This is a genomic window from Kribbella sp. NPDC104740, assembly GCF_055583505.1.
This window is the reverse complement of record NZ_JBVJNV010000001.1, coordinates 1,838,787-1,865,289: the sequence shown is the minus strand read 5'-3', so window position 1 is coordinate 1,865,289 and position 26,503 is coordinate 1,838,787. Positions and strand designations below refer to the sequence as shown.

Below are 26,503 nucleotides of genomic sequence, written 5' to 3'. Positions count from 1 at the left end.
AGCATTCCTGGACAACCTGTACACCTGAGCCCGGTGACATGCCGGACCGTCGAGGGTGAGGTTCAGGAGGGCTTCCCGTCACGCCAAGGCGTCCGCAGCAGGGCGATAGAGGCGGCGATGAGCCACAGGCCGAAGGCTACGGAGCCAGTGCCTCCGGTCCAAAAGCCCGATAGGCAGAGCAAGCCGACGGCGTACGACGCCCAGATCGCCCACCGCGGCAAGCTCCGCGTCCGCTGACCGATCCGGGCCGTCACGGCGACAACCACCGCACCGCCGACCAGACCGGTGAGTGCTGCGACGACGCTCGCCGTACCGAGCACCCGAGCGACATCCGGGTCCGGAGTGAACTCGGTCGACCACGCGCTGAACGCGGTCGACACATCAAGCGAGACGCCGGTGATCATCAGGCCGCCGAACAGCGCTGCGGCTGGGACGATCGCGTGGGTGAGTGGGTCGCTGCCGGACAAGCGGTCCAGGGCCTGACGCAGCCCCACTGCGAACCACAGCAGCAGAGCCACGCCCACGCTGAGCAACGGCAGGCCGATACCGGCCGCGGTCTGGCGTGTGTCGTCGTTGAGCCTGCGCAGGATGTCGGCATCCGATATTCCAGGCGCGTCGACGCCCACCGATGCACACAACGCCACCGCACCACCGAGCAGTACGACGGAGGCGATGCCGGCCCACCCGGCCCGGCGAAGAGCTTGTGACCCGTCCATGCTGCCCCTCCCCGGGTGCACGCAGTAGCGCCGATCCGAGTGTGCACACGCTCTGATCGCGCCAGCAAGACACAGACCCCAACCGCAAGGCGACTCAGCCGTACGACGTACAGCCCAGAGACCGCCTGCACGTCGAGGTGGACTCAGACTCGCTGGAGGATTCGCTTCGCGGTTCTTCGGACGTAGGAATCCGGGTGGTCCGTGGCGAAAGCGGCGACCACGTCGTGGTGTTCGCCGGACCATTGGCGGCCGAGGACTTGTAGAGCGAAGGCAGCTCGGTGGTCGGTCCAGGTGCCTTGGTCGTCGTGGAGGATTCTGCTGGCCAGGCCGGTGGCCTGCGGGGACTTGAGTTTGGCCAAGGCGTCGAACCAGTACGCGCGGAGATCTTCGTCGCCGGCGAGAGTGGGGTCGTCGGCCATTTCGAGGACCAGCTGGAGATCGGCCGGCTTGACGCCGTACCGGTAGGCCTGGCCCAGGAGACCCAGGAGCTCGCGGTTGTTCGCGGTGCGGGCTCCGGCGTGCCAGGCGTCTCGGGTCTGGAGGGCGATCTCGGTGAGGAGAGCGTGGACCGCGGCGAGATGGTAGGAGCCACGGAGGGCTTCGAGCAGTGCCTGTAGGACCTCGGGGCGTGGCCGCGAAGCCACGATCTGGCGGCAGCGGGACAGCATGGGCTTGTCGAGGGCGAGGACCCAGTCCTCGCCGAAGTGCTCGTTGGTTGAGAGGTCGAGATCGAGAGCCCTCGCCAGGTACTGCTCGGCCTCGAGGTACGCCGGGTCGTACATGAGGTACTTCTGGAACTCCGCTTGGTGGCTGAAGGGCTCGAGCGTCACGTGGCTGCTCCCCTGATGTGTGGCTCCAGGGGATGGTAGCGGGAGCCCTGGTCAGGGCAGGGCTCCCGCGAGACGCTACGCCGGGGTCGTCCAGCGTTGGTTCGCGCCTCCCGTGCAGGTCCAGATCTGCAGGCGTGCACCATCAGCTGAGCTGTTGTCGCGTACGTCGAGGCAGGTGTTGCTCGCCGCGTTGATCAGCGTGCCGTTGGAGCGGGTCCAGCGTTGGTTGGGGCCGCCGAAGCAGTCCCAGAGTTGTACGGCGGTGCCGTTGGCGGTGCCGTTGCCCGTCACGTCGAGGCACTTGCCGAGGGCTCGGATGGTGCCGTCGGTGCCGACGGTCCACTGCTGGTTGGGGCCGGACGAGCAGGTCCACAGCTGGGGCTGGTTGCCGTTGGCGGTGGAGCCGTTGGTGACGTCGAGGCACTTGCCGGCGAGGCCGGTGATGGGGCCGGTGTTGCCGCCGGTGGGTGGGTTGGTGCCGCCGTTGCCGGGCCAGGTGAAGGTGGCCATGGCGCCGCCGGGGAGGTTGTAGCCGAAGTTCTGGCCGCCGAAGGAGACCTGGAAGTTCTGGGTGCCGCCGCTGTTGATGGCGACCAGGACGATGGTGCCGTCGGGGTTGCGGAAGGCAACGTTCTGGATGCCGCCCTCGCCGTAGTTGGTGGAGTCGATCCGGACCGCGCCGGGGCGGACGAACTTGCTCAGGTGGCCGAGGACGTAGTACTCGGCGTTGTAGGCGACGTTGTTGCCGTCGACGGTCGCGACGCCGGTGCAGTTGCCGCAGCTGCCGATCACCGGGCCGTTGGCGTTGTTCAGCGCCATGTTCCAGGTGGTCACCGTGCGGGCCCAGTTGCGCGTCGTACCGATCGCGAGGTTGATGCCCTGCCAGCGCAGCGAGTCGCGGAACGTTGAGGCGTCGTCACCGGACTTGGTGCCGGAGCACTCGGTGAAGAAGATCTCCTTGTTCGGCTGCGCGTTGCGCACCACCGACTGCCCCGACGGGTTGCCGCCGTAGCAGTGCCAGGCCGAGCCGACCACGTTGTTGCCGGTGCTGTTGTTCACCGTCTGCGCGTACGACGTGTCGTCCCAGTTGTGGTCGTAGCCGAGCATCCGCGCGTCCAGCCCGGCCGCGCGCAGCTTCGGCACCAGGTTGTTGATGATGTTGCTCTGCTGCCCGGCCAGCATGTACATGCCGGGGTACCCGGGCGGCGAGAACTTCGGCTCGTTCTGCACGCTCAGGTAGTCGATCGGTACGCCGGCCGCCTGGTACGCCTGGGTGAACTTGACCAGGTAGTCGGCGTACACCCCGATCCGGCTGTCGCTGAGCGAGCCGCCGATCAGATTGTTGTTGTCCTTCATCCAGGCCGGCGCGCTCCACGGCGTCGCCATCACCGAGATCTCCGGGTTCAGCGCCAGCGCCTGCTTGACCAGCGGCAGGATGTACGCCTGGTCGTGCGCGATCGAGAACCGGGACAGGCTCGGGTCGGCGGCGCCGTCGTTGTAGGTGTAGAAGCTGCGCGAGAAGTCCGACGCACCGATCGGCTGGCGCAGGAAGCTGAGGCCGATCCCGCTGCCGCGGTTGAACAGTGCGTTCATCACCTCGTCGCGGCGCGGTGAGTTGAAGATGTTCCACGCTGCCGCGTCGGTGAACGAGGCACCGAAGCCGACCATCGACTGGTACGTCGTCCCGGGGTTGACCGAGATCGTCGGCCCGGAGCCGCCGGAGCCGAAGCTCAGGTCGCCCTGCCGGCCGAGCAGGCTGGAGCGGTTCGGGGTGGTCAGGTAGACCGCGACGTTCGGCGCGGCCGAGGCGGTCTGGGCCGGAACCGTCAGGCAGGTGGCCGCGACGACGGCGGCCGCCGCGGCGGACAGGACGACGCCACGGCGGCGCCGGGCGCGGGGTTTCCAGAAGGACGACATGACTCTCCTTGCGGGGGCGGGCGACCGGCGCCGGGGGCACGCGCCGGTCGAGATGGTCATGCACATGCCCGATCACCAGAACCGAGCATCCTGCAAAAACTGTTTCATCATGAAACAGCACCACCGCAATCACGTCAATGGTCCGTTAGACTGCGGCGATGAACGGGTCGCGCGGGCGCCGGAGCGCGGCCCTGGTGGAACCGCGCACCACGTTGCGCGACATCGCCGCGGAGACCGGGGTCTCGATCGCCACCGTCTCCCGGGTGCTGAACGACCACGAGAACGTCGCCCCGCGGACCCGCGACCTGGTGCTGCAGGCTGTCGCCCGGCGTAACGCCGGCGACGAGCCGACCGAGGAGCTGGGCGCGATCTACGTCCGCTGCCCGTACCTGCTCACCGACTACTTCGGCCTGATCGTGTCGTCGATCGCCGAAACCCTCGCGCTACACGGCCGCCGCCTCGTCCTGGACGCCGGGGAGTCGGGTCAGGAGACCGACGTCCTCAGCGGGCTGCCGGACCAGGACGGCGTCGACGGCGCGATCCTGATCCTGCCGCCGGAGTCGGCGCGCGAGCTCACCACCCTGTCCCGCTCGGGCTTTCCGTTCGTCGTAGTCGACCCCCGGCAGCCGCTGCCGCCGGACGTCGCCGCAGTGTCGGCCGCGCACGCCTCCGGCGCGAACGCGGTCGTCGCGCACCTGACCGCGCTCGGCCACCGCGACATCGCGGTGATCGCCGGCCCCGAGGAGTGGCTGGCCACCGACGCGCGGATGGTCGGGCACCGCGCAGCGCTCGCCGCTGCCGGCACGTTGTTGCCGCCGACAAGGATTCGCTACGTCCACCCCACCATCGAGGACGGCCGCGAGGCCGCCGACCAGCTCCTCGACCTGCGCCCACGACCGACGGCAGTTGTCTGCTTCAACGACAAAGTTGCCGTGGGCACCTATCACGCGGCGCGCGCCCGCGGCCTCAGCGTCCCCGGCGACCTGTCGATCACCGGCTTCGACGACATCGACCTGAGTGCCGCGATCGACCCGCCGCTGACCACCGTTCGTCAGCCCCTGCAGGAGATGGGCCGGATCGCGGTCACCCAGCTGATGCGTTTCCTGGACGGCCACCAGCCCGAGGCGCTCCATCTCGAGCTGGCCACCCAGCTCGTCGTGCGCGGCTCGACGGGGCCGGCAGCTAGCTAGGCCCGCCGCCGTACCCGATCTCGTTGCCGTCCGGGTCCCGGTACGTGATCTTCCGTACGCCGTTGTCGTACGTCTCCCGCAGCGCCGGCTCGACCCCGCGCGCGGTGATCGCGTCGACCACCGCGTCCAGGTCCTCGACAAACAGCGTCACCAGCCCGGCACCCGCCCGATCAGGCAGTTCCTGGACGTAGACGTACTGGTGCTCCCCCACCGACCACACCGCCTCGACGTCGTTCGGGAAGAACGCGGGCTCCGCACCCAGCAGCTTCCCGTACCACTCGACGGCCGGCTTCAGCTCCCGCACCGGTAACCCGGCAAACAAGTCCATCCGGCCATTACACCGGCTAGCTGCCCAGCAGATCCAGCGCAGCCGCGAGCCTTTCCACCACAGCGTCCGACGCCTCACCCTGCAGCGCGGTGTTGTCCAGCACGTTCCGCAGCAGCTGTACGCCGCTGCAGACCGCGATCAGCAGCGCGGCGCGCGCCGACGCGTCGATCCCGTCCGGCAGCCCGGCGGCGAGATCGCGCTGGTAGTGCCCCGCGAGATGCCGCTGCATGATCTCGACCGCGCGCGGGCTGCCCGCCGAGCGGATCGTCAGCAGCAGCCCCTTCGACTGCCCCTCGGGCGGGTCGCTCAGCAGCGAGCGCGCCATCACCAGATTGTCGCCCGGCAGCATCATCAGCGGGTGCTCGTAGGTCTTCTCGACGACCTGCTCGAACAGCGCTTCCTTCGACCCGTAGTACCGGGTGATCAGCCGCGGGTCCACGCCGGCGCTGCCCGCGATCGTCCGCGTGCTCGCACCGTCGAACCCGTACGCCGCGAAGGCGTCGACCGCGGCGGCCAGGATCCGCTGCCGGGTCGCTTCGGCATCGCGGGTCGCCCGCTGGACATCCGGCATGAGCGCAGTCTACGGGACCGGCTGGATTTGTCCCCACCTGAGGACATACACTTGTCCCCAGATGAGGACATCCACCGGAAGGACCCTGAAATGACCATCCCCACCCGCCTGCTCGGCCCCGGCAAGCTCCAGGTCGGCGCGATCGGCTTCGGCGCGATGAGCTTCGCCAACCCGTACGGCCAGCAGGGCAGCTACGACGCCGACCAGGCCGCCCGCGAGATCCTCGACCAGGCCGCGAAGCTCGGCGTGACGCTGATCGACACCGCCGACGGGTACGGCGACAGCGAGGAGATCCTCGGCCGCGCCCTGGCCGGCCGCCGCGACGACTTCGTGGTCGCGACCAAGTTCGGGATCGTCGCGGCGCCGTTCGGCGGCGGCGAGGCGAAGATCGACGGCAGCCGGGCGTACGCGCGCGAGCGCCTGGAGCGGTCGCTGCGGCGGCTCGGCACCGACCACATCGACCTGTACTACCAGCACCGCGTCGACCCGGCGATCCCGATCGAGGACACCATAGGCGCGATGGCCGAGTTCGTTGCCGAAGGCAAGGTCCGGTACCTCGGCCTGTCCGAAGCGGCGCCGGACACCATCCGGCGCGCGCACGCGGTGCACCCGATCACCGCGATCCAGACCGAGTGGTCGCTGTGGGAGCGCGGGATCGAGCGCGAGGTGCTGCCGCTGACCCGGGAGCTCGGGATCGGCATCGTGCCGTACAGCCCGCTCGGCCGCGGCGCGCTGACCGGCGCGATCGCGTCCCGCGAGGACCTGACCGGCGCCGACCACCGCGCGACGATGCCCTGGTACTCCGAGCAGAACTTCGACCACAACCTCAGCACCGTCGAGATCGTCCGCGGGATCGCGGCAGAGCTGGAGGCGACGCCGGGGCAGGTCGCGCTCGCCTGGCTGCTCGCCAAGGCGGACGACGTGGTCCCGATCCCGGGTACCCGGCGGGCGGCGTACGTCGAGCAGAACAGCCTCGCGGCTCACGTGACGCTCGCGCCGGAGCACCTCGCCGCGCTCGAGCGGATCACCGTCGCCGGCGACCGCGAGCACGACACCGCCGTCGACGCGCAGAACTGGTTCAACGGCACCACGCCGACTCGCTGACGCGGCAACCAGCTCGCCTCGGTCATTGAGAGGAGGCGATCGTCCTTCCGGATGAAATGACGGGAACACGTGCACCACCGAGCGTGGTCGCGGCGTCCTGGTGGGTGACATCCGCCCCCACCAGGAGGTTCCCGTGCGTCAGCAGGCCGTCCGAAGCAAGTGGCGCCGCCGGATCGTCCGGATCGCCGGCTGGGGTCTCGGGCTGACGTTCGTCGCGGTGATCGGCGGCGTCGCGGCGTTCTTCACCGGCTACGCCCGGACGACCGTCCCGGACCCGAACACCGAGTTCGAGGCCAACACCACGATCGTCACGTACGCCGACGGCCGCACCGAGATCGGCGCGTTCTACGAGCAGAACCGCCGGTCGTTGCCGCTGGCCCAGATCCCGCGGCACGTCCAGGACGCGGTGATCGCGGCCGAGGACCGCAGCTTCTGGACCAACGGCGGCGTCTCGCTGCCCGGGATGGCGCGGGCCGCGGTCGCGATTGCTCGCGGCAAGCAGTTGCAGGGCGGCTCCACGATCACGCAGCAGTACGTGAAGATCATGTACCTCACCCAGGAACGCACGATGGGCCGCAAGCTCGACGAGCTGTTCATCGCCACCAAGATCAGCCGCACCCAGGACAAGGCGACGATCCTCGGCAACTACCTGAACACGATCTACTTCGGCGAGGGCGCGTACGGCGTCCGCGCGGCCGGCCAGGCGTACTTCGGGGTCGACCACCCGAAGGATCTGAGCGTGCCGCAGGCGGCGTACCTGGCGACCGTGCTGAACAACCCGACCCGGTTCGACGCCGATCTGCCGGGCGCAGGGAAGCGGATCCTCGGCCGGTACAAGTACGTGCTGAGCGGGATGGCCGAGCTGGGCACGATCAGCGCGGGCCAGTACGACGAGTACAGCAAAGCGCTGCCGCCGCTGCGGAAGAAGGCCAAGGGCAACCGGTACGCCGGGCCGAAGGGCTTCCTGCTCGACCTCGCGCGCCGGGAACTCGGGCGGTACGGGTTCGAGGGCGACCGGCTCAGCGGTGGCGGGCTGCGGGTCGTCACGACCTTCGACGCGGGGCTGCAGGCGAAGGCGGTCGCGGAGGCCGCGGCGGGCAAGCCCGCGGGGGTGGGCGACCTGAAGACCGGCCTCGCGTCGATCCGGCCGGGCACGGGCGAGCTGGTGGCAGTTGTCGGGGGCAACGACTTCCTGGCCAGCCAGGTGAACTGGGCCACGCGGAAGGCGCCGCCGGGGACACTGCTGCGGCCGTTCACGATCGCGGCGGGGCTGGAGGATCGCGCGGCCGAACGACGCCCCGAGGGCGGCCGGGACACCGGGGACGGCCGAGACGGCGGGGACGGCCGGGACACCGAGCCCTTCGAGGTCCCCTTGTCGGAACCCGCCCTGAACAAGGCGTTCTTCCGCCTGGTCGACTCCCGGCGCGGGCACCTGGTGTCGACCGCGGCGGAGCACGCCGGCATCCCGCCGATCCCCGCCGCCGACCGCCCGGCGCCCGGCCTCGGGCCGGACGCGTTGGCGTCGCCCGTCGACCTGGCGACGGCGTACAGCACGTTCGTGGCGGGTGGGCGACGAGTGCCGGTGCACGTGATCAAGGAGGTCCGGGACTCGCGCGGCAAGGTGCTGTGGTCGGCCGTGACTCACCCAGGGCTGAAGCCTGTGCAAGCGCTCGCGCCGGAGATCGCGGAGCTGACCGGACGGGTCGTCGGCAGCGGTCGGTCAGCAGTCGTGAACGGGCTGAGCGTCGAGAAGCGCCGGTTGAACGCGAAGTGCCGCTGCAAGGCGCAGAAGGGATTACAGCCGCTGGCTGCCTGGTACGTCAGGATCAGCCCCGACCTGGCCACCGCTGTGGTGTACCGAGCCGGCAAGGAAGGCGAGTCGGCGATGCCTTCCCTCAAGTGGCCGACAGCGATGTGGGAGGTGCCCCGGCGCGATACAAGCGAGCGGGGGCTTGATCGAGCAGGGCGGTGAGGGCGACGTACGGCTGGTTCCAGAGGATCTCGGCGCGAGCGTTGTGCAGCGCCGGCCAGAGGCTGGCGGCCCACGCGACCTCCAGCTCCTCGGGGGTGAAGGCGCGGTGCTCCTGGTACGCCGCGAGGAAGGCTTCGGAGGCCGCGAGCGGAGCGAGGGTCGGGGTCTCGGCGCTGGCGAACGCTCCTGACGCCGCGCCGGCCAAGGCTGCTTCGGGGAGCCAGGCGATGCTGTCCCAGTCGTGGACGACGAAGGGCTGGTCGCCGGACCAGCGGAGGTTCTGAGCCTCCCAGTCGGCATGTCCGAGCACGCGTGGGAGGTCGGACGCGAGCAGACGCCGACGAGTGCGGGAGGCGATGTCCAGGAGCTCAGCAGGGAGAGAGTCAGCGCCGGGGCGCTGGTCGTGCACGGGATTCGGAGGCCAGTACCCCGGGCCGTCGTGGGCCCAGCGCACCCACTCGGGGTTGGTCACCACCGATCGAAGCTGCCTGGTCACCGCTGTCACAGCTGCCAGCAGCCGAGCAGAGGCTGCAGCGCTGTCGGCGCCGCGGGCAATCTCTCCCCCAGGCCGCCACTCCTCAGCGTGGACGGCGAGACCCTCGTACGACGTCGCTTCGGTGAGCGGACGCGGGCACGGAAGGCCGGCATCGGCCACCGCGCGCTGCACAGCCAAGCAGGTCGGCACCCGCCCGGTCGGATCCGGCCGGGACTTGATCACCACCTCGCGCCCGTCGTCGAGCCGCACGGCCTGAACGTCGGACATCACGCTGGCCGCCATCAACTGCTCGCACGGAGAGGCGCCGAGCTCACGCTCGCACCAGCGGGAGACCCACGGCTCGATCGGCATACCCCGACTCTCCCACTGGTTGCCCCAGGCGCGGGCAACCAGTGGGAGCTTCCGTCAGTACGGCCCGAACACCCACTGGGACGGCGACTTCGGGTCGTCGCCGATCCAGAACTCCGCCCAGAGCTCGCGGAACTCCTCGCGGGACAGCTGGCCGTCGCCGTTGCTGTCGAGCTTGCCGAAGACCTCCTCGACGCCGTCGGCGGTGCCCTTCCAGGCCTGGACGACCTGCTGGTGCTCGGCCAGCGCGATCCGGTCGTCGCCGTTCTGGTCGACCGCGTCGAACATCGCCTCGGCGGTCGCGTAGACCGCGTCGTCGATCGCGGGTAGCTGGTCGACGACCGTCATCAGCTCGTCGAGCGAGACCCGGTCGTCGCGGTCGGCGTCGGCCATCGAGGCCACCGCCGACCACCAGCCCATCATGATCGCCCGCATCCGCTCGTGGTCGTCGGTGCCCGGCGTCCAGCCCCGGATCCCGACCCAGCGGGCGGTCAGTGTCTCGAAGTCCGCCTCCTCCAGGTAACCGTTGCCGTCGGCGTCCATCGCGTTGAACACCCCGGCGATCTTCTGCCGCTGAAACTCACTGGCCATCCGTCTTCCCCTTTCACCGTTCCCGGTGTCCGGTTCGGACGCTACGCGGCCCACGGCAACTCCGCGCCTCCGGCAACTACCGCGACGTGTCGCCGCAATAGACCGTGGCCGGCGGGCCGATAACCCGGGGTTGACAACCCGAAAACCCGTGGCCCACGGACCTTTCTCCCGGGGTCAGCGCTTGGAAGCCGCGTACGCCCGGGCCCAGCGCGCCAGCTCCCCGGCGGCGGGCCACTCCGCCGGGTCCTTAGCGTCGTACCACTCCAGCGCCTTCTCCAAAGCTTCCGACGGCCCATCCTCGACCAGGAGCATGACCTCGCCGTGGCCGAGGCCCGGCTTGTAGGTCTGCTCCTCGATCATCTCCAGGAACTCGCGCCGGTCGAGCATCCGGAGCAGCATCGGGACGGTCTCGGAGCGCAGGACCTCGGCCAGGCGCTCCCCCACCCGCGGTACGTCGTCCGCCGAGGCGATACGCCAGCGTTCGGTGTCCCACTCGTCGGCGCCGAAGCCTGCGGGCGCCTCGACCACGCCCTGCCACAGGCCGTCGCCGTACTGCGGTTTGCGGGCGGCGGCCGCGGGCTGGTCGTGGGTGATCCAGGCCCACTGGGCGGTGGGGAGCGCGCTGACGTTCACCACGAACTCGGCGTGCTCGCCCACCTGCGTCTGCCAGCGCCGGAAGACCACGAACACCAGGTCGCCGGTGCTCGCCTCGCGCCGGAACACCTTTCCGGCCTTGGTGAACCCGTGCTCGGTGAGCACCGGCGTGACGTGGTCCTTCAGCAGCTGGTCCAGCGGATTCATACCCCGATTCTCACCCAAGGATCAGGCCACCATGTCGCTCGGGTCCCGGCGCATGCTGTCGCAGATGCCGGCCATGTCGAACAGGCACAGGCCCTCCTTGAACTGGTCCTCGGAGCTCATCCCGGGCGGTGGGCCGCGCAGGATGTCGGGGATCAGCGGGACGATCATCAGCGGCCCGCCGAGCTTCGGTCCGCCCCGGACGCCGCCGCGCGGCACCGGCACCTTGCGCGGCTCCTCCTTCTTCCCGTCGGCCTTCGGCGCCGGGACCCGGATCGGCGGCTTCTCCGGCGCCTCGTCCTTCTCCCGGTAGGTGTAGAGGATCGCGCCCGGGTACTTGCTCTTGCTCGCCGTGTCGACACCGCCCGGGTGCACGGTGATCAGCTCGTCCTTGCCGCGGCCGTTCTTCCAGGTGAACGTCCAGTCCTCGCCGAGCAGGAAGCCGGTGTCGATGACGTCGCGTTTGAAGGCCGCCCGGGCCGCCGTGACGTAGCCGTTCACCTCGTTCTGCACCACCGTCGGCGTGTAGGCGTGCCCGGACTTCACCTCCCAGATGTACATCTGGGTGCCGTCGTCGTACATGATGTCGGCGTACCCGACGTTGCCGGTGCCCTGTTTGGAGGCCTTCGGGATCGCGGTCCCGGTGGTCTTCAGGTACTTCGGGTCGAAGCCCTTGATCTTGGCCGGGCCCATCGCGATGATCTTCTTCTTCGACTCCGCCACCACCGCGTTGTGGCGCAGCGTCAGGTCGGCGTACCAGGGTCGCTTGGCGGCCCGGTCCATCGCGATCTGGAACTCCTCGAGGACGTCGAGGATCGCCTTGAAGATGTCGCCCCACATCTGCCCGGTGGGGTCGCTGAACGTGATCGGGCTGTTGTTCGCGTAGCTGTAGGCGTTCAGCTGCTGCGGGTTGTTCGCGTCGATCACCGGGTCGACGGACAGGAACCGTCCGGTCGCCGGGTCGTACTGCCGGGCGCCGAGGTTGACCAGGTCGGTCGACTCGTCGACGGTCCCACCGACGAACCCCTTCGTGCCCGGGAACGCGACCGCCGCACCCCGCGCACCACCGAACGGTGTCTGCCGCCGCTGCTGCACCGCCAGGTCGTCGGCCGAGATCGCGACCTGCTGCGTGCCCTGGTGGTCGCTCGCCAGCCAACTCAGCTTCCCGCCGGTCCGAACAGCGACCGGCTTGCCGCCGTGCCCGTAGTACCGGGTCCCGACGACCTTGCCGCTCGCCTTGTCGAGGCGGAACTCCTGGCTGCCGACGTACAGCGTCGTGCCGGTCGGGTCGCGCCGGATCAGCCGGCTGCCGTTCGCCTCGTACAGGTACTCCGTCGACTGCAGCCCCTCGACGACCTTCCCGAGCTGCCCCTCCGGGTTCCAGCTCAGCTGCTGCGTCGACCCGCCGACCGTCCGCGTGGTCGTGTTCCCGGCAGCGTCATAGGCGAACTCGTCCCGCCCACCACCGGCAGTCTGTACGGCGGCCAGCGCATGCGGCTGGTCCTGACTCCCCGCGGCCGGGTAGGTGTAGGTCCGCGAGACGTCGCCCGCGGCCGTGTGCTGCACCTCCGACACCCGGTTGCCGACCTTGTCGAGCCGGAACGACTGCCAGTACGGCGCCGGCCCGCCGAGCCCCGCCACGGTCGGAGCCGCCGCGCAGTCCCCGGACGACGGTGTCCAGGCCTCGGTCATCCGCTGCAGGTAGTCGTGCTGGAAGCACTGCACGTCGGCCGGCCGGTCCTGCGGCCGGTCGGCGATCTGCGTCAGGTTGCCGGAGGCATCGTAGGTGTAGTTGACGTCGGCAACCATCGGCTGCGGGACCTCGGCGTCGACGATGCTGCGGGTCATCCGCCGGGTGTTGTCGTCGTAGTAGTACGACAGCCAGGCCCGGTTGGTCCCTTCGCCCAGCTGGATCCGCTGGGCCTCACCGAGGCTCGTGTAGAGCGTCTCCCCGACGTACGTCGTGGTCCCGCCGTCGAACCCACCGGTGGTGGTCAGCGGCCGGCTGTCGTCGTCGTAGGTGTAGTTGATGCTCTCCAGCGGCAGCCCGCCACCGGCCGGCAGCGTCTCCCCCTTCGGGCTGCCGTCGTCGTTGTACTTCTTGATCGACTGGTAGGTCCCGGCCAGCGCGCCTTCGACCTCGGGGATGACGGTCGACGCGACCAGCGGCTGGTTCAGTGCCGTGTACGCACTGATCTTCTGCACGTACGCCGACCCGTTCACCCACCGCGTCGTCGCCGCGACCGCACCCTTGCCGCCGACCGCGGTGTCGTAGTTCCACTCGGCGAGCTTGGTCCCGTCGAGCCCGCCCTGGAACACGCCGGTCCGGCGGCCCAGCTCGTCGTAGGCGAACGACAGCCGCACCCCGCGCGCGTCCAGCGACGTGACCGGGTGACCGCCCAGGTCGTACGTCGTGAGCGTGGTGCCCTTGTCCGGGTCGTCGGTGCGGACCGCCCGCCCCTGGGCGTCGTAGCTGTAGCTCCAGGTGCTGCCGGCCGGGTCCCGGACGGTCGCGACCTTTCCGGCGAGCGTGTACGTGTACGTCGTCTCGTCGTAGCCGCCGGTCGTCGTGCCGTCGTGGTACTGCCGCAGCGCGGTGACCTGCCCGCGGGAGTTCGCGATCGTCGTGGTCGCGATGCCACCCGCGGGAGGCGTCGAGTGCACGCGGTCGCCGCCGTACCGGGTGCTGGTGCGCCACTTCTCGTAGCCGTGGCCCTTGAAGATCGACTCCAGCGCCCGGCCCGCGCCGTCGTACCAGGTCTCGGTCAGGCCCGGTACGGCGGTGTCCGCCGCGACCCACAGCGTGCTGTCGACCGCGCCGTCGGTGTAGTACGGCTGGGTGGCCTTCCAGACCCGGCCCTGGGTGTCGTAGCGGGTGTCGGCGATCAGCCGCCCGCCGCCCGGCGCGACCTGCTGCACCTGGCGGACGCGGTAGAGGCCGTCGTACAGGGTGTTCTTGGCGGTGTAGCGCCCGTTCGGGCCGATCGTGCTCGAGGTGATCACGGTCGGTGCGTCGTTGCGGATCAGGTACTCGAACTTCGCGTTGCCGCCGAGGCCCTTGGCCCGGGAGCGGTTCGGCTGCCACAGCTCGGTGGTCCGGCCGATCGCGTCGTAGGCGATCTCGCTGACCCGGCCGTTCACGTCGACGGCCTTGACCGGGGTCCCCCAGGCCGGGTCGAGCTCGGTGGTGCCGGTGTGGCCGAGCGCGTTGGTCGTGGTGGTGACGGTCGTCGGCCCGCCTTCGGCCGGCGTGAACGACGCCTTGCTGACCTCACCGAGCGGATCGGTGACGGTCAGCACCCGCCCGTGCAGGTCGTACGTCGTCCGGCTGTGCGCGTAGTACACCGGCTCGGACCCCGGGTGCTCCTTCATCCGCTCGTCGAGCGTGATGTCACCGGTCGTCGGCGCCGCCCCCGGCTCCTGGCCGTCGAAACCGGCCCGGGTGTCGGAGATCGCGTCGGCCGGGAAGACCGGCGTCGAGCCGCAGTCGGTCGCGACCGTCTGCACGCGGGCCGGGAAGCCGACCAGCCACTTGCTCTCGTTGCGGTGGTACGTCGTGCGCTTGCACTGGTCGTCGTCGGCGGTCGCCTCGTCGCCGAGGTCGTTCACCGAGACCGGCAGCCCGAGGTCGTCGTACGTCGTCTCGGTGCGCGTGATCCGGCGCTGCCCGTCGGCGAGCGTGGTGAAGCTGCGGCTCGTACCGGGCCGGACGATGTAGGCCTTGAGGTCGCCGCGGGTCGCGGTCGGGCCGCGGACCACCGGTCGGTTGATCACCTTGCTGACGACCTTGGTGTCGTCGCCGTCGTAGGTGATCGTCTCCAGTTCGCTGCCGCTGAGCCAGTCGTCGTCGGTGTACTTCGCGCCTTCGGAGTCCGCGACCTCGACCGGCTTGGTACCGCCCTCGGGCCGGGCCCGGTCGCCGTTCATGCCGCGGTGGAAGCGCTGCTCCACGAGGCTGACCGGTCCGGCCGGGTCGTCCGGCGTACCGGTCCGGACCCGGACCTTGGCGAAACCGCGGAACTCGTTCCAGGTCTTGCGGTCGGCCGGGGTGAACTCGGAGGTGTCGTAGTGCCAGGCGGCGCCGTCGAGGTACTCGTAGCTCTCCACCTGGGTGGGGTTGGAGCTGATCCGGTCCGACTGGGTGACCTGCGTGACGACGTACTTGTGGAAGTAGTCGGTGCGCTCCGGCAGCCCGGGCTTGTTCCAGCGCACCGGGAAGCAACGCCGGGTGTTGGTCTCGGCGTTGGCCGGCAGCGAGGTCGCGCTGCAGTCGCTGTCGTAGTGGATCGAGGTCACGCCGCCGGACTCCGACACGATGCCGGTGACCCGGTACCGGATGAGCGGACCGACGCCGTCCACCTGGACGACCCGGTTCGGCATCTTGGCGCCCTCGAAGGTGACCGCCGGCAGCGGGACCGACCCGCCGGCCAGGCCGGTCTGGGTGATCGACTTCAGCCAGAGCGCGGCCTTCTCTTTGTCGCCCGGGTCGGGGTACTGCTGGTCCAGCGTCCACTTGTCGACATCGGCGTACGCCGAACCGCGCAGCACCTGCGTCGTGACCGCGCTCAGCCGCTGCGTGCTCCAGAACGTCGGGACGTGCTTGTCCTTGCAGGTCGCCGCGTCGCAGCGGTCCTTCAGCGCGACGTCCGGCCAGTTGTCCGGCTTGTCGAACGTGCACTGGCTGCCCGGGACGCACCGGTCGGCGACGTCGAAGACGACCCGGCCGGTGGCCTGCAGGTTCCGCGCGGTGTGCAGGCCGTACTCGATCTTGGCCAGCGTGCCGCCGCGGACGTAGGTGACCGCCGCGTCCTTCGCGTTCTGCCCGTACTTGTTGGTCTCCTTGCGGTACGTCAGCAGCATCTCGTTGCCGTGCCGGTCGACGACCTTGTCCAGGTTCCAGCGCCAGGCCTGCACGCAGTGCGAGGCGTCGAAAGTGCTCTTGTGGCAGGGTTCGCCGTTGTCGTCGCCGTACACCGGGACGGTCCAGGTCGAGTCCGCCTCCGGCCGCGAGCCGAAGAAGTACTGGGTGCCCTCGACCGAGGTGATCTTCCAGGACTCGCCGTTGTCGTCACCGTTGCCGGTGCCGGTCAGCCGCTCGATCCGGGAGCCGTCGTCGTTCTTCTGCCGCCAGCCGTTCGCACCGAGGACGAGCTGACCGCCACCTCCGCCGTACGACGCCGACGCGTTGTCGGACTTCCAGCACAGGTCGCCGACCTGCGGCGGGGTGGTCCCGCCGTCCTTGTCGGTCGCGCACCCGCCGTACGAGCGTTCGACGTAGCCCTGCGACAGGTCCCAGCCGTCGCCGACCCAGGACGCCTGGTTGTTGGTCGCGCTGGTCCGGCCGTCGACGGTCGACGACGCGTACGACAGCGCGAGTTGCGGCTCCAGCCCGCCGGGCGCGGGCGGGACGCGCAGCGGGTAGCTCCACCGGAAGTCGCCGCTCTGCTTGGAGACCTCCCAGAACGCCGACGGCGACAGGTCGGTCGCACCCGCCGTACCGCCGCCCGGCGGTGCCGGGGAACCGACCGGCTGGTCGCCGCGCAGCGCGTTGGCGCTGGCCTGGTCCTGCGGGCGGGCGCCCATCGACTGGCTGCTCACCGGAACGGTCGGGGTGGTCGGCAGCGGGACCGACGGTCCCCCGCCGGCCGCGACGGCCGGGCCGCCGCTCACCGCGACCGGGCCGAGCAGCGCGAGGGCAAGGACCGTGATCAGACCGCGACGGCCGTACTTACCGAGCTGACGACGCACGTTTCCTCCTGTGCTCATGAAAGGACCGGCGGTGCCGTGGGGATGTGACCGAGCAGGCGCTCGACGGTGTAGCCGTCGCAGGTGGTGCTGCGGGAGGTGAACTTCTGCCCGTTGACCGCGCACCGGTACAGCGGCACGGTCGTGATGCCGGCGGGCGGTTCGGTGTAGAGGTAGCCGAGCGTCGTGAGCTTGGTCTTGCCCTCGCAGGCCGCGTCGACCGAGCTGAACTCGTCGGTGTCGCTCAGGCAGCTCAGCAGCGGCTGCGTTCCCGGCAGCTGCGTCCGCGGCAACCAGCCCAGCGTCCCCTCGAGCTTGTACGACGGTGCCGTCCAGGAGACCGTCGCCCAGTGGTCGCGGTTCTCGACGCTGTAGTACCGGCCCAGTGGTGCGTACGCCGCGGCGTACCCGAGCAGGCCTTCCTGTGTCGCGCCCTCACAGTCCGCGTTCGGCGACTCCAGGTGGTCCGGCCCGAAGTTGCACCGGTAGACCGGGACGGTCGCGACGCCGGCCGGCGGGGTCGTCCAGAGCCGGCCGATCGGCCCGACCACGGTCTTGCCCTCGCAGTCGGCCTGGAGCGACGTGAACGCGTCGGCCCCGATCTTGCACCCGTGCAGCACCCGCGTTCCGGGGCCGTCGGCAACCAACAGCCCGAGGGTCCCTTCGAACCGGTACCCCGGCCGGACCGGCTTGTCGGTGCTGTCGGTGTAGTGGTCGCCGGCCGCGTTCAGGTAGCGCCCGAGCTGGCCCTTCGGCGGCGCCGCCCAGCCGCCGCGCTGGGCGATCTCGGCGTCGGTCGCCACGCCCTGCTGGGTCATCACCTCGTCGATCGACCCCGGGAAGAAGTCGGCCGGCTGGGCGTCGTACTGACCGCGCCCGATCGTGAACGCGGCGTTGGCGTTCGGCAGCGGCGGCACGTCGTTGCGCGTCCCGGCGAGCTCGCCGTCGACGTACAGGCGCAGTTGCCCGGCGGGGCGGTCGTAGACGCCGGTGAGGTGGGCCCACTGCCCCGCCGACGGCGCCTTCGCCGACACCGCGTACGCCGACTCGGCGCGCTCGGAGTCGGAGCCCGGACCGCCGAACACCCAGCGGTCGAGCCCCGGCCGGTACTGGATCACGAAACCGCTGCGCCGCTGCCCGTCCTGGGCGACGACCGTCGCGACCTTGTTCTTGTTCGACAGTTTCGCCCAGCCCGACACGGTGAAGCTGTCGGCCATCACGACCGCCCGGAACTCGGTCCGGACCGAGCCCGTGCTGCCGTCCAGCTGCAGCGCCTTGCCCTGCGGGGTCACTCCTTCGCCGTACGAGACGCCGCCGGTGGCGGTGCCGTGCGCGAGCCGCCAGCCGTAGTCGCGCGAAGTGCCGTCGTCGAAGCGGTAGAAGTCCAGCCCGACCGCCTTGACGTCGTCGTGCACGAGCCGGACCTCACCGCCGCTGAGCGCCCGCCCGAAGGTCCGGACGTCGTCGATCCCGCGCGCGAAGAACTCGGCGTTGGCACCGTTCAGCTTGCTCCGCCCGATCGTGAACGGCCCGGTGGTCGCGGCCGGCTTCACCCCGGTGATTGCCCCCGACAACGTTCCCTGCACGTAGAGCCGGAGCTGCTGGGTGAACGCGTCGTAGACCACCGTGAGGTGCGTCCACTCCGACTTCGCGGCGGCCTCGGTCGAGGTGACCGTGCCCCCGGTGGCGCCCGGGACCACGACCGCCCACTTCCCGGTGTCGTCCTGGTACTGCAGCATGAACGCGCTGTTCTGCGCGCCGTCCTGGGCCAGGATCGTCCGGCGCCCGGTTGTCGTCCCGGTCAGGTAGACCCAGACCGACGCGGTGAAGCTCTTGTCGGTGTCGAGCACCTTGCCGGCGGTCTCGGCGTACTGGTTGACGCCGTCGAACCAGCCACCCGGGCCGGTCCGGCCGCCGATCCAGGTCGCGCCGTTCTTCAGCGTCGCGGTCTGGCCGCGGACACTGTCGGCCGCGGTCGTGCCTGTGTTGTCGTCGAGCTTCCAATGCCCGGCGTCGGCGGGCGGAACGGTCTCCGGCGTCTTGGCGACCGGGTACGCGCGGAACAGGTTGGAGATCCGGCTCTTGTCGAGCGCACCGGCGTACAGGCGGACGTCGTCGACACTGCCCGGCCAGTACTGCGTCCGGTTGCCACCGGCCAGACCGCGACCGATCTGCAGCTTGCCGCTGGACGCCCAGGCGTTGTCGACCGTGCCGTCACCGACGCGGCTGCCGTCGACGTACAGCAGGATCTGGCCGGTCTTACGGTCGTAGACCCCGGTCAGCAGCGTCCACTTGGTGATCTCGGCCGGCAGCGTCGAGACCGCGGCCTTCAGCGGTGGACCGCCGTCGGTGTTCGGCAGCTCGAAGATCCAGGCGCCGCACTTGTTCGGGTCCGGGTCGATCCCTTCCAGGCAGAGGTTCTGGTCCAGGTCGGCGACGTGCCCGAGGCGGAACTTGCTGCCCGTCGTCCCGTCCACGCTGACCGCGGTGAACTGCGACTCCGGCTCGCTGCGTCGGTCCAGCTGGACCCAGGCCGAGACGGTGAAGCTGTCGTCGGTGCGCAGGTCGACGCCGGTGCTCTGGACGGCGTCGTCGGTGCCGTCGAGGTGGATCGCGTTGCCGATCCGGCCGGGGGCGCGGGACGCGCCGCCGACCGTCGTACCGGCGCGGGCGCCGACCGTGTCGGCCGCGTTCGCGCCGCTCGGCTCGTCGAGCTGGTAGTGGTGCACCAGGCTCAGGTCACGGCCGGCCATCGCCCGGATCTCCTCGGCGAACAGCACCCGGCTGTAGACCGAGACGTCGTCGATCGCGCCCGGGAAGTACTCGATGTACTGCCCGCCCCACAGCGAGCGGCCGATCTGGAGCTTGCCGGCCGCGTGGTCCCAGCCCTGCGTCCACGGCCTGCTCGCGGCCAGCACGCCGTTGACGTACAGGTTGATCTGGTGCGAGCCGGCGTCGTACATCGCGACCAGGTGCGTCCAGACACCGGCCTGCGCGGTGCCGCCGAAGACCTCGCCGCGGGTCGCGCCGCCGTCCACGTCGGAGCCGAACATCACGAACGACCAGCGGTTGTCCGGCGTCGCCCGCAGCTTGAACGGGCTGACCCGGGTGCCGTCCTGCGCCACGACCGTGCGCAGCTGACCGTCGCTGTCGAGCTTGGCCCAGGCCGCGACCGAGAAGCTCTTGCGGACGTCGATCGAGTGCGGCGCGGTGACGTGCGTGCTGGTCCCGTTCAGCCGGACCGCGAGGTCGGTCTGGTCCGGCACGTTGCTCTGGCCCGCGGTCCAGTCCGGACTGTTGCCCAGTTCCCCGTTCTGCGCCGGGACCCGGCCTTCGGCGTTCCCGTCCAGCTTCCACTCGCCGACCGCGACCTTGTCCCGGCTGACGATGCCCTGGACCTCGGTCGCGGACAGCGCCCGGTGGTAGGTCCGGACCTCGTCGACCAGTCCCGGGAAGTGCTCGGTCAGCCCGCCGTACAGCCGGGCCCGGCCGACCGCGAACGGGCCGTCCGCGCTCCAGGTGACCTTGCCGGTGTCGGTGGCCGCCTCCAGGCCGTTGACGTACAGGGTGCCCTTGCCCGCGACCGCGTCGTACACGCCGGTGACGTGCGTCCAGGTGTCGGCGCTCGCCGTCCCGAGCGAGTGGACCGAGACCGGGAAGTCGGTGGTCTCGTCCGAACCCGGCATCACGAAGCTCCAGCCGGTCTCGCGCTGCTGCAGCAGGAACCCGCTGCCCCGCTGACCGTCCTGCGCCACGATCGTGGCCGCCGCGCCGGTGCCCGACAACTTGCGGGCCTTCACCCAGGCCGACACGGTGAAGCTCTCGTCGGTGCGGACGATCGGCCCGCTGGTCGCCGCGAAGTCGTCGGTGCCGTCGAGCTCGAGCCCACCGAACACCGCACCGCCCTCGCTGACCTTGTCGCCGTTGGCGTCACCGGTGAACTTCGCGCCGTTCTGCAGGACCTGCTTCTCGCCCTCCAGCAGCCCGTTCGCCGCCGTGCTGCCGTCGATCTCGTCGTACTTCCACTGCCCGGCCTGCACGTTGTCGCGGCTGACCGCGGCCTTCACCTCGTCCGCGCTCAGCGCCCGGTCGTACACCTTGACCTCGTCGACCATGCCGGGCCACGGGTTCGCCGACTGGGCGTTCCAGCGGCTGGTGCCGACCTGGAAGTTGCCGCCGGCATTGAAACTCTCCGGCACCGGCTGGGTCCCGGCCGGTTCGCCGTTCACGTACAGCTGGATCTTGCCCGCCTGCCGGTCGTACACGCCGGTCAGGTGCGTCCAGGTCTTCACCCGGGCCGGCATGCTCGACCGGATCACCGCCCCGGCGGCGTTCGTGTAGTCGTCGGTCGCGGGTTTGTAGAACTCCCAGTGGTCGCCGGTCGCGAGCCTGCGGTAGCCGAGGAACAACCCGCTGACGCTCGTCCCGGACTGCGAGACCGCGGTGAAGGTGTTGTCGTCGACGACCGGGCGCTTGTCCAGGTTCACCCAGGCCGACACGGTGAAGCTGGTGTCGGTCCGGATCGCCGGCGGCGCCGTCATCGTCGAGCCGTGCTCGCCGTCGCTGCGCAGCGCCGAGCCGAGCGCGCCCGGCGTGTACGTCGTACCGCCGGTCAGCGTGCCGTCGCGGTCACCGAGAAACGCGGAGTCCTTCGCCGTACCGTCGAGCGAGTACTGCGCGATCGGCCCGTTGCCGGCCCGGACGTAGAAGTGGTGCTGGCTGATCTTCGACCGGTTGTCGGCCCGGTCGGCGGCCTGCACGAACAGGTCGCGCGGCCCGTCCCCCGGCGGCGTCAGCTCGAGCAGCGCCTTGCCGCCGAGCGCGTCGGCGTCGACCCGGTTGGTCGGCGGGCTGGTCCAGCCCCAGTAGAAGTGGTCGATGTCGGGGGCGTTCTTCGCGGACAGCGTGAAGGTGTCCTTGACGCCCTCGCCGCCGTGCCAGCGGTTGTCGGCCTTGTAGAGCCGCGCGTCGATCCCGGGCTTCTGGTTGTCGTCGTCGGGAGCGTCCCGGTCGACCGCGAACGGCCCCGGTCCCCTGGCGTAGTCGCCCTGGTCGTACTCGTCCGCGGCCCGCAGGTACCAGTCGATCGTCGTGTTGTGCTTGGTCGTCAGGTCCAGCGTGGTGCTGTGCGCGGCACCGGTGATCTGCCAGACGTTCGGGTCCACGTCGGCCCGCACGCCGTTGGTGTAGACGTCGTACTCCGGCCGCAGGTGCTGCCCGGGGTCGTTGTCGGACAGGTGCCCGATCAGCCGGATGCTGGAGCCGCCGAGGTACGGCGTACCGGCACAGTGCTTGCACGCGGCCGGCAGCGCCGGGTCCGTCGACAGCGCGTACGCCGGGTTCGGGCGCCGGTTGAAGTTCACCTTCAGGTAGGTCTGGTTGGAGTCGTAGCGGCGCCAGGCCTTCTGGTCGCCGCTGTTCTCGGCCTTCAGGTAGTACGTCGAGATGCCGCCACCGTCGTTGTGGTGGATGCTCGTGCCGGCCGAGAAGCCGACCGGGTTGCGGCCGCAGCCCGGCACCGACTTGGTGTCCAGGTGCCCACCACCGGGCCGGTTGCTCCACTTGGTGTTGCCGTCGATCCGGGGACCGGCGATCCACAGCTGGTGGTTGCGGGCTGCGGCGCAGTCGGGGCCGCTCTCCATGATCGTGTCCAGCGTGACGCTGAGGATGCGGGTGCCGCCGAGGCCGCCGGTGTTGTACTGGAAGTACGACCAGCCCTCACCGATGCCACCGCACTCGCCGCGGCCGTTCCAGCACTGGCCGGTCTGCGCCCACGGGTGCGACGCGCTGCTGTTCCAGCGCGCCTGGTCCGAGCCGGACAGCACCGACGTCCAGCCGCCACCACCCCAGTTCCAGCCGATCGTCGACCAGTCCGGGTCGATCGTCACCGGGTACTCGGTGGCGCGGCCGGTCAGCAGCGACTTGTCGGGGACGAGCGTCAGCTTGTCCTTGCCGACCGCAACGGCCGCGCGAGACCGGCGGTTGCCGGCATCCCACATCAGCGACTCGGGCGCGCTGAACAGGACCTTGCCCTTGGCATCCTTCGCCTCCAGGGCACCGGTCGGTCCCGCGGTCAGCGTGACGCCGGTCGTCTTCAGCCCGAGGTCGAGCTTCGCGACCCGCGTCGCGGCGGCGGAGTTCTTCACGACGACGTACTGGCTGTAGCCGTCGGGCTTCGCCTTCAGGACCAGGTCGACGCCGGGCAGCACCTCGGCGTACGTCGCCTGGGCGCCGCTGAGCTTCGGGGCGGGCAGCCGGCCGGGCCAGGACAGCGTGATGCGATGCCCGTCCTTGCCGTACGAGACCAGCGGCGTCGCCGTACCGCCGCCGGAGAAGGCCAGGTCGAGCGGCAGCGCCTTCGGGACGACGGCGCCGCCCTTCGCGCGCTGCAGGCCGGTGTCGACCGGGACCCACCGGCCGTTGCGCTGGACGCGCTGCGGGGTGGTGCTGATCACCGAGGTGAGGGTGCCGTTCGGTTCGGCGTACAGCTGTCTGGTCTCGGTGCGGCCACCGGCGACCTCGACCCGGGTGCCCTTGGCCTTCGCGGTCGCCAGCGCGGTGGACTCCTCGCTCGGCCTGCGTTCGTTCAGCTCGGTCCGCGGTGGCGCGGGTTCCGGTCCCGCGGCCTCCCGGCCGGTCGGCAGCAGACCGCAGCCCGAGGCCACCAGCCCGATCGACGCCAGCACAACAGCAGCCATCCGTGCTCTCACGGCATTTCCTCCCCAGAGGGCCCACCCCAGCGACCCGTCAGCGTTGTCCGCGCTCTTCCGTCGCCCCCACGACGGACCGCAGGAGAAGAATGGGGAGCCGGACCCGGGGGCCGCCAGCCTTTCCACCGACGCTCAACAGCTGAAATCGATGTCCACGCCCGCCGGGGACCCGGGTGTCCAGGGCGTCTATGCGGCGTGTATACAAGTTGTGAGATGATGTTCGTTGAATGCTGAATCACTCTCTCTCGGGGCAGGTGAGGTGTGACGGAGAACCAGACCGCTTCCTGGTTCACCGTGCTCGGGCCGGTACGCGCCTGGCACGGGTCGACGGAGCTGCGGCTCGGCTCGCCGCAGCAGCGGGCCGTGCTGGCGGCGCTGCTGGTCCGCGAGGGCGCGCAGGCCACCATCGGTGAGCTCGTCGACGCCGTCTGGGGCAGCGGCGACATCCCGGACTCGGCCGCGCAGACGGTCCGGACGTACGTGCACCGGCTCCGCCGGGTGCTCGACCCCGGGCAGCCGGCCGCCCAGTCGGTGATCGCGTCGATCGGTGACGGGTACGCGCTGACCGCCACGCCGGGGACGCTGGACCTCGGGGTGTTCCGGCAGCACGTCGCGGACGCCCAGGCGGCGGCGAACTTCCGTGACCAGGCGCGCGCCGAGCGGCTGCTGCGCGAGGCGCTCGCGCTGTGGCACGGCACCGCGCTGGCCGGCATCCCCGGTGAGTACGCCGAGACCCAGCGGGTCTACCTCGGCAAGCTGCGGCTGGCCGCGCTGGAGATGCTGATGACCGCGCAGCTCGAGCTCGGCGCGGCGACCGAGGCGGCGGCCGAGCTGGCGACGATCACCGCCGACCACCCGTACGACGAACGCTTCCGCGAGCTGCACATGACCGCGCTCTACCGGTCCGGCCGCCAGGCCGAGGCGCTCGCGGTCTACCAGGACTGCCAGAAGCTGCTCGCGAACGAGCTGGGCATCGACCCGGGCCCGGCCCTGCAGGACCTCCACGAGCAGGTCCTCCGCGGTGAGGTGCCGCTCGGCCCCGGCCATCAGCCGGCCACCGGCGCGAGCCCGGCATCCCGCGCAGGCACCGGCTCCGTCCCGGGAGCGACCTCCGGCGACCCCGTGGCCCCCGTCCCCGCCCAGCTTCCCGCCGACCACCGCGCGTTCAGCGGCCGCAAGGCCGACCTGCTCGACGCCGTCCGGAACCTCGACCGCGAGGACGGCCGGGCGAGCGTCGCGGTGATCACCGGTATGGCCGGCGTCGGCAAGACCACGTTCGCCGTCCACCTCGCGCACCGCTTCACCAGCCGCTACCCCGACGGCCAGCTCTACCTCGACCTGCGCGGTTTCGCCTCCGGCGCCGAGCTCGTCACGCCCGAGGACGCGCTGCGCTCGCTGCTCGAAGCGCTCGACGTACCGACCGAGACGATCCCGAAGGACCTGGCCGGGCGGGCCGCGATGTTCCGCACGCTGCTGTCCGGCCGCCGGATCCTGCTGCTGCTCGACAACGCGAAGAACGCCGAGCAGGTCCGCCCGCTGCTGCCCGGCGAGGCGACCTCGCTGGTCCTGATCACCAGCCGCGACCGCCTGACCAGCCTGCTGGTCACCGACGACGCGGACCTGATCACGCTCGACGTCCTGGACCCGGCCGAGGCCCGGACCTTCCTGGTCGGCAAGCTCGGCGCCCGCCGGGTGAACGCCGAGCCGGAGGCGGCCGAGGAGATCCTGCGCCGCTGCGGCCGGCTGCCGCTGGCGATCTCGCTGGTCACCGCGCGCGCGATCGTCAACCCGGGCTTCAGCCTGGCCGCGATCGCCGCCGAGCTCAGCCACGGCGACGGCCTGGACGCGTTCGAGGACCTCGACGGTCCCGACGTCCGCTCGGTCTTCTCCTGGTCGTACCAAGCGCTCAGCGCGGACGCCGCGCGGCTGTTCCGGGTGATGTGCCCGGCGCCCTGGCCGCGCTACGACCTGACCGGCGCGGCCAGCCTGATCGGGCTGCCGGTCAGCGAGACCCGGCGGCTGATCGCCGAGCTGAGCCGGGTCAACCTGATCACCGAGGAGCGTCCCGGCGAGTTCGCCTTCCACGACCTGGTCCGCGCGTACGGCGTGGAGAAGGCCGCCGCGGGTGACGCGCAGGAGCGCCACGACGCCCTGGTGCGGGCGCTCAACCACACCCTGCACACGGCTCGCGGCGCCGCCGTACTGCTCAACCCGGGTCGTCGGCAGTTCCCGCTGGTCCCGCTGCGCGCGGACGTCACGGTCCGGCCGATCGAGGACCGCGCGGCCGCCTGGGCCTGGTTCGCCGCACACTGGCCGGTGCTCGGGACCTGTCAGCGGCTGGCGGCCGAGGCCGGCCTGGACGAGTACGTCGGCCAGCTGGCCTGGACCGTGGGCACCTATCTCCTGCGCTCCGGTCAGTGGAACGAGATGCTCGGAATCTACGAGCTCGCACTGGCCGCCGCGACCCGGCTGAACGACCAGTACCTGATCGGAATCGCCAGCCTGGTGGCCGGCAAGACCGAGACCTGGCTGCACCACTACCTCACCGCCGGCCGGCACCTGAACCGCGCGATCGCCGCTTTCCACTCCGTCGGCAGCTCGGCCGAGGAGGCCAGCGCGATCGACAGCCTCGGCGTCCTGCACAGCTTCCAGGGCCGATCCACGGAGGCGATCGCGCAGTTCCGGCGGGCCGTCGACCTGTCCACGGACGTGTCCTCACGGGCCAGCGCGCTGAACAACCTGGCCAACGAGTACAACACCACCGGCGAGTACTCGGTCGCCGTACCGATCAGCCGGCAGGCGGTCGCGCTCTGGGACAGCAACGGCGACCAGCACGCGCTCGCGAACGGCTGGGACACGCTCGGCACCGCGCAGCGCGGGCTCGGTCACTACGAGGAAGCAGCCGGTTGCTACCGGCAAGCTTTCGAGACGTTCCACGACCTGGGGAACCAGTTCAACGAGGCCCGGACGCTGCTCAACTACGCCACGACGCTGGAGGCGCTCGGCGACTGTGCGGCCGCGCACGGCGCGCGCGAGTCGGCGCGCGGCATCCTGCGCGACCTCGACCACCCCGACGCCGCCGAGCTGGCCGGCCAGTGTGAGCCGACCTTGGAGCGCTGAGCCGCACGGTGGGCGGGCCTGAGCGGACGTCCATCAGTTGTCTATCCAGCATCCGGACACTGGAAAC

Annotated in this window: 14 protein-coding genes; 4 read left to right on the top strand and 10 right to left on the bottom strand. The window is 70.6% G+C overall.

Features of this window, described 5'->3' with window-relative positions:
* Positions 1 to 62: 62 nt before the first annotated feature.
* From ACZ6Z4_RS08735 to ACZ6Z4_RS08725, 3 genes are all read right to left on the bottom strand, one after another.
* Positions 63 to 716, bottom strand: a complete 654-nt coding sequence (locus tag ACZ6Z4_RS08735; protein WP_465560024.1) for a hypothetical protein — start codon at positions 714 to 716, stop codon at positions 63 to 65.
* A 143-nt stretch (positions 717 to 859) separates the two neighbouring features.
* The gene (locus ACZ6Z4_RS08730; protein WP_465560021.1) at positions 860 to 1,546 is read right to left on the bottom strand and encodes a hypothetical protein; all 687 of its coding nucleotides are present in this window, start codon (positions 1,544 to 1,546) and stop codon (positions 860 to 862) included.
* A 75-nt stretch (positions 1,547 to 1,621) separates the two neighbouring features.
* A complete protein-coding gene (locus ACZ6Z4_RS08725) occupies positions 1,622 to 3,463 on the bottom strand; it encodes a ricin-type beta-trefoil lectin domain protein (RefSeq protein WP_465560018.1) in 1,842 nt (613 codons plus the stop codon).
* A gap of 158 nt (positions 3,464 to 3,621) precedes the next feature.
* Here ACZ6Z4_RS08725 and ACZ6Z4_RS08720 point away from each other — a divergent pair, with 158 nt between their 5' ends.
* Positions 3,622 to 4,653: a LacI family DNA-binding transcriptional regulator gene (locus tag ACZ6Z4_RS08720; RefSeq protein WP_465560015.1), complete on the top strand. Its 1,032-nt coding sequence runs from the start codon at positions 3,622 to 3,624 to the stop codon at positions 4,651 to 4,653.
* On the opposite strand, the gene ACZ6Z4_RS08715 is transcribed toward ACZ6Z4_RS08720, so the two are convergent.
* Positions 4,646 to 4,981: a VOC family protein gene (locus tag ACZ6Z4_RS08715; protein WP_465560012.1), complete on the bottom strand. Its 336-nt coding sequence runs from the start codon at positions 4,979 to 4,981 to the stop codon at positions 4,646 to 4,648. The two genes, ACZ6Z4_RS08720 and ACZ6Z4_RS08715, sit on opposite strands and share 8 nt — an antisense overlap.
* Before the next feature lie 16 nt (positions 4,982 to 4,997).
* The gene (locus ACZ6Z4_RS08710) at positions 4,998 to 5,552 is read right to left on the bottom strand and encodes a TetR/AcrR family transcriptional regulator (RefSeq protein ID WP_465560009.1); all 555 of its coding nucleotides are present in this window, start codon (positions 5,550 to 5,552) and stop codon (positions 4,998 to 5,000) included.
* Positions 5,553 to 5,642: 90 nt separating this feature from the next.
* Here ACZ6Z4_RS08710 and ACZ6Z4_RS08705 point away from each other — a divergent pair, with 90 nt between their 5' ends.
* Together ACZ6Z4_RS08705 and ACZ6Z4_RS08700 are read left to right on the top strand one after the other, a co-directional pair.
* A complete protein-coding gene (locus tag ACZ6Z4_RS08705) occupies positions 5,643 to 6,656 on the top strand; it encodes an aldo/keto reductase (protein ID WP_465560006.1) in 1,014 nt (337 codons plus the stop codon).
* A gap of 133 nt (positions 6,657 to 6,789) precedes the next feature.
* A complete protein-coding gene (locus tag ACZ6Z4_RS08700; RefSeq protein WP_465560003.1) occupies positions 6,790 to 8,628 on the top strand; it encodes a transglycosylase domain-containing protein in 1,839 nt (612 codons plus the stop codon).
* On the opposite strand, the gene ACZ6Z4_RS08695 is transcribed toward ACZ6Z4_RS08700, so the two are convergent.
* The 5 genes from ACZ6Z4_RS08695 to ACZ6Z4_RS08675 form a co-directional block, all read right to left on the bottom strand.
* Positions 8,552 to 9,475: a phosphotransferase gene (locus tag ACZ6Z4_RS08695; RefSeq protein WP_465560000.1), complete on the bottom strand. Its 924-nt coding sequence runs from the start codon at positions 9,473 to 9,475 to the stop codon at positions 8,552 to 8,554. The genes ACZ6Z4_RS08700 and ACZ6Z4_RS08695 overlap by 77 nt on opposite strands.
* Positions 9,476 to 9,529: 54 nt before the next feature.
* Entirely contained in the window at positions 9,530 to 10,063 is a 534-nt protein-coding gene (locus ACZ6Z4_RS08690; protein WP_465559997.1) for an EF-hand domain-containing protein, read from the bottom strand.
* A 174-nt stretch (positions 10,064 to 10,237) separates the two neighbouring features.
* Entirely contained in the window at positions 10,238 to 10,864 is a 627-nt protein-coding gene (locus tag ACZ6Z4_RS08685; protein ID WP_465559994.1) for a DUF4304 domain-containing protein, read from the bottom strand.
* Between the two features lie 21 nt (positions 10,865 to 10,885).
* Entirely contained in the window at positions 10,886 to 16,609 is a 5,724-nt protein-coding gene (locus ACZ6Z4_RS08680; protein ID WP_465559991.1) for an RHS repeat-associated core domain-containing protein, read from the bottom strand.
* 14 nt (positions 16,610 to 16,623) lie between these two features.
* Positions 16,624 to 23,316 carry a LamG domain-containing protein gene (locus tag ACZ6Z4_RS08675; RefSeq protein ID WP_465559988.1) on the bottom strand — a complete coding sequence of 2,231 codons (6,693 nt, stop codon included), beginning with the start codon at positions 23,314 to 23,316 and terminating at the stop codon, positions 16,624 to 16,626.
* Between the two features lie 261 nt (positions 23,317 to 23,577).
* On the opposite strand from ACZ6Z4_RS08675, the gene ACZ6Z4_RS08670 reads away from it, so the two are divergent.
* A complete protein-coding gene (locus ACZ6Z4_RS08670; RefSeq protein WP_465559985.1) occupies positions 23,578 to 26,436 on the top strand; it encodes an AfsR/SARP family transcriptional regulator in 2,859 nt (952 codons plus the stop codon).
* The last annotated feature ends 67 nt before the right edge of the window (positions 26,437 to 26,503 follow it).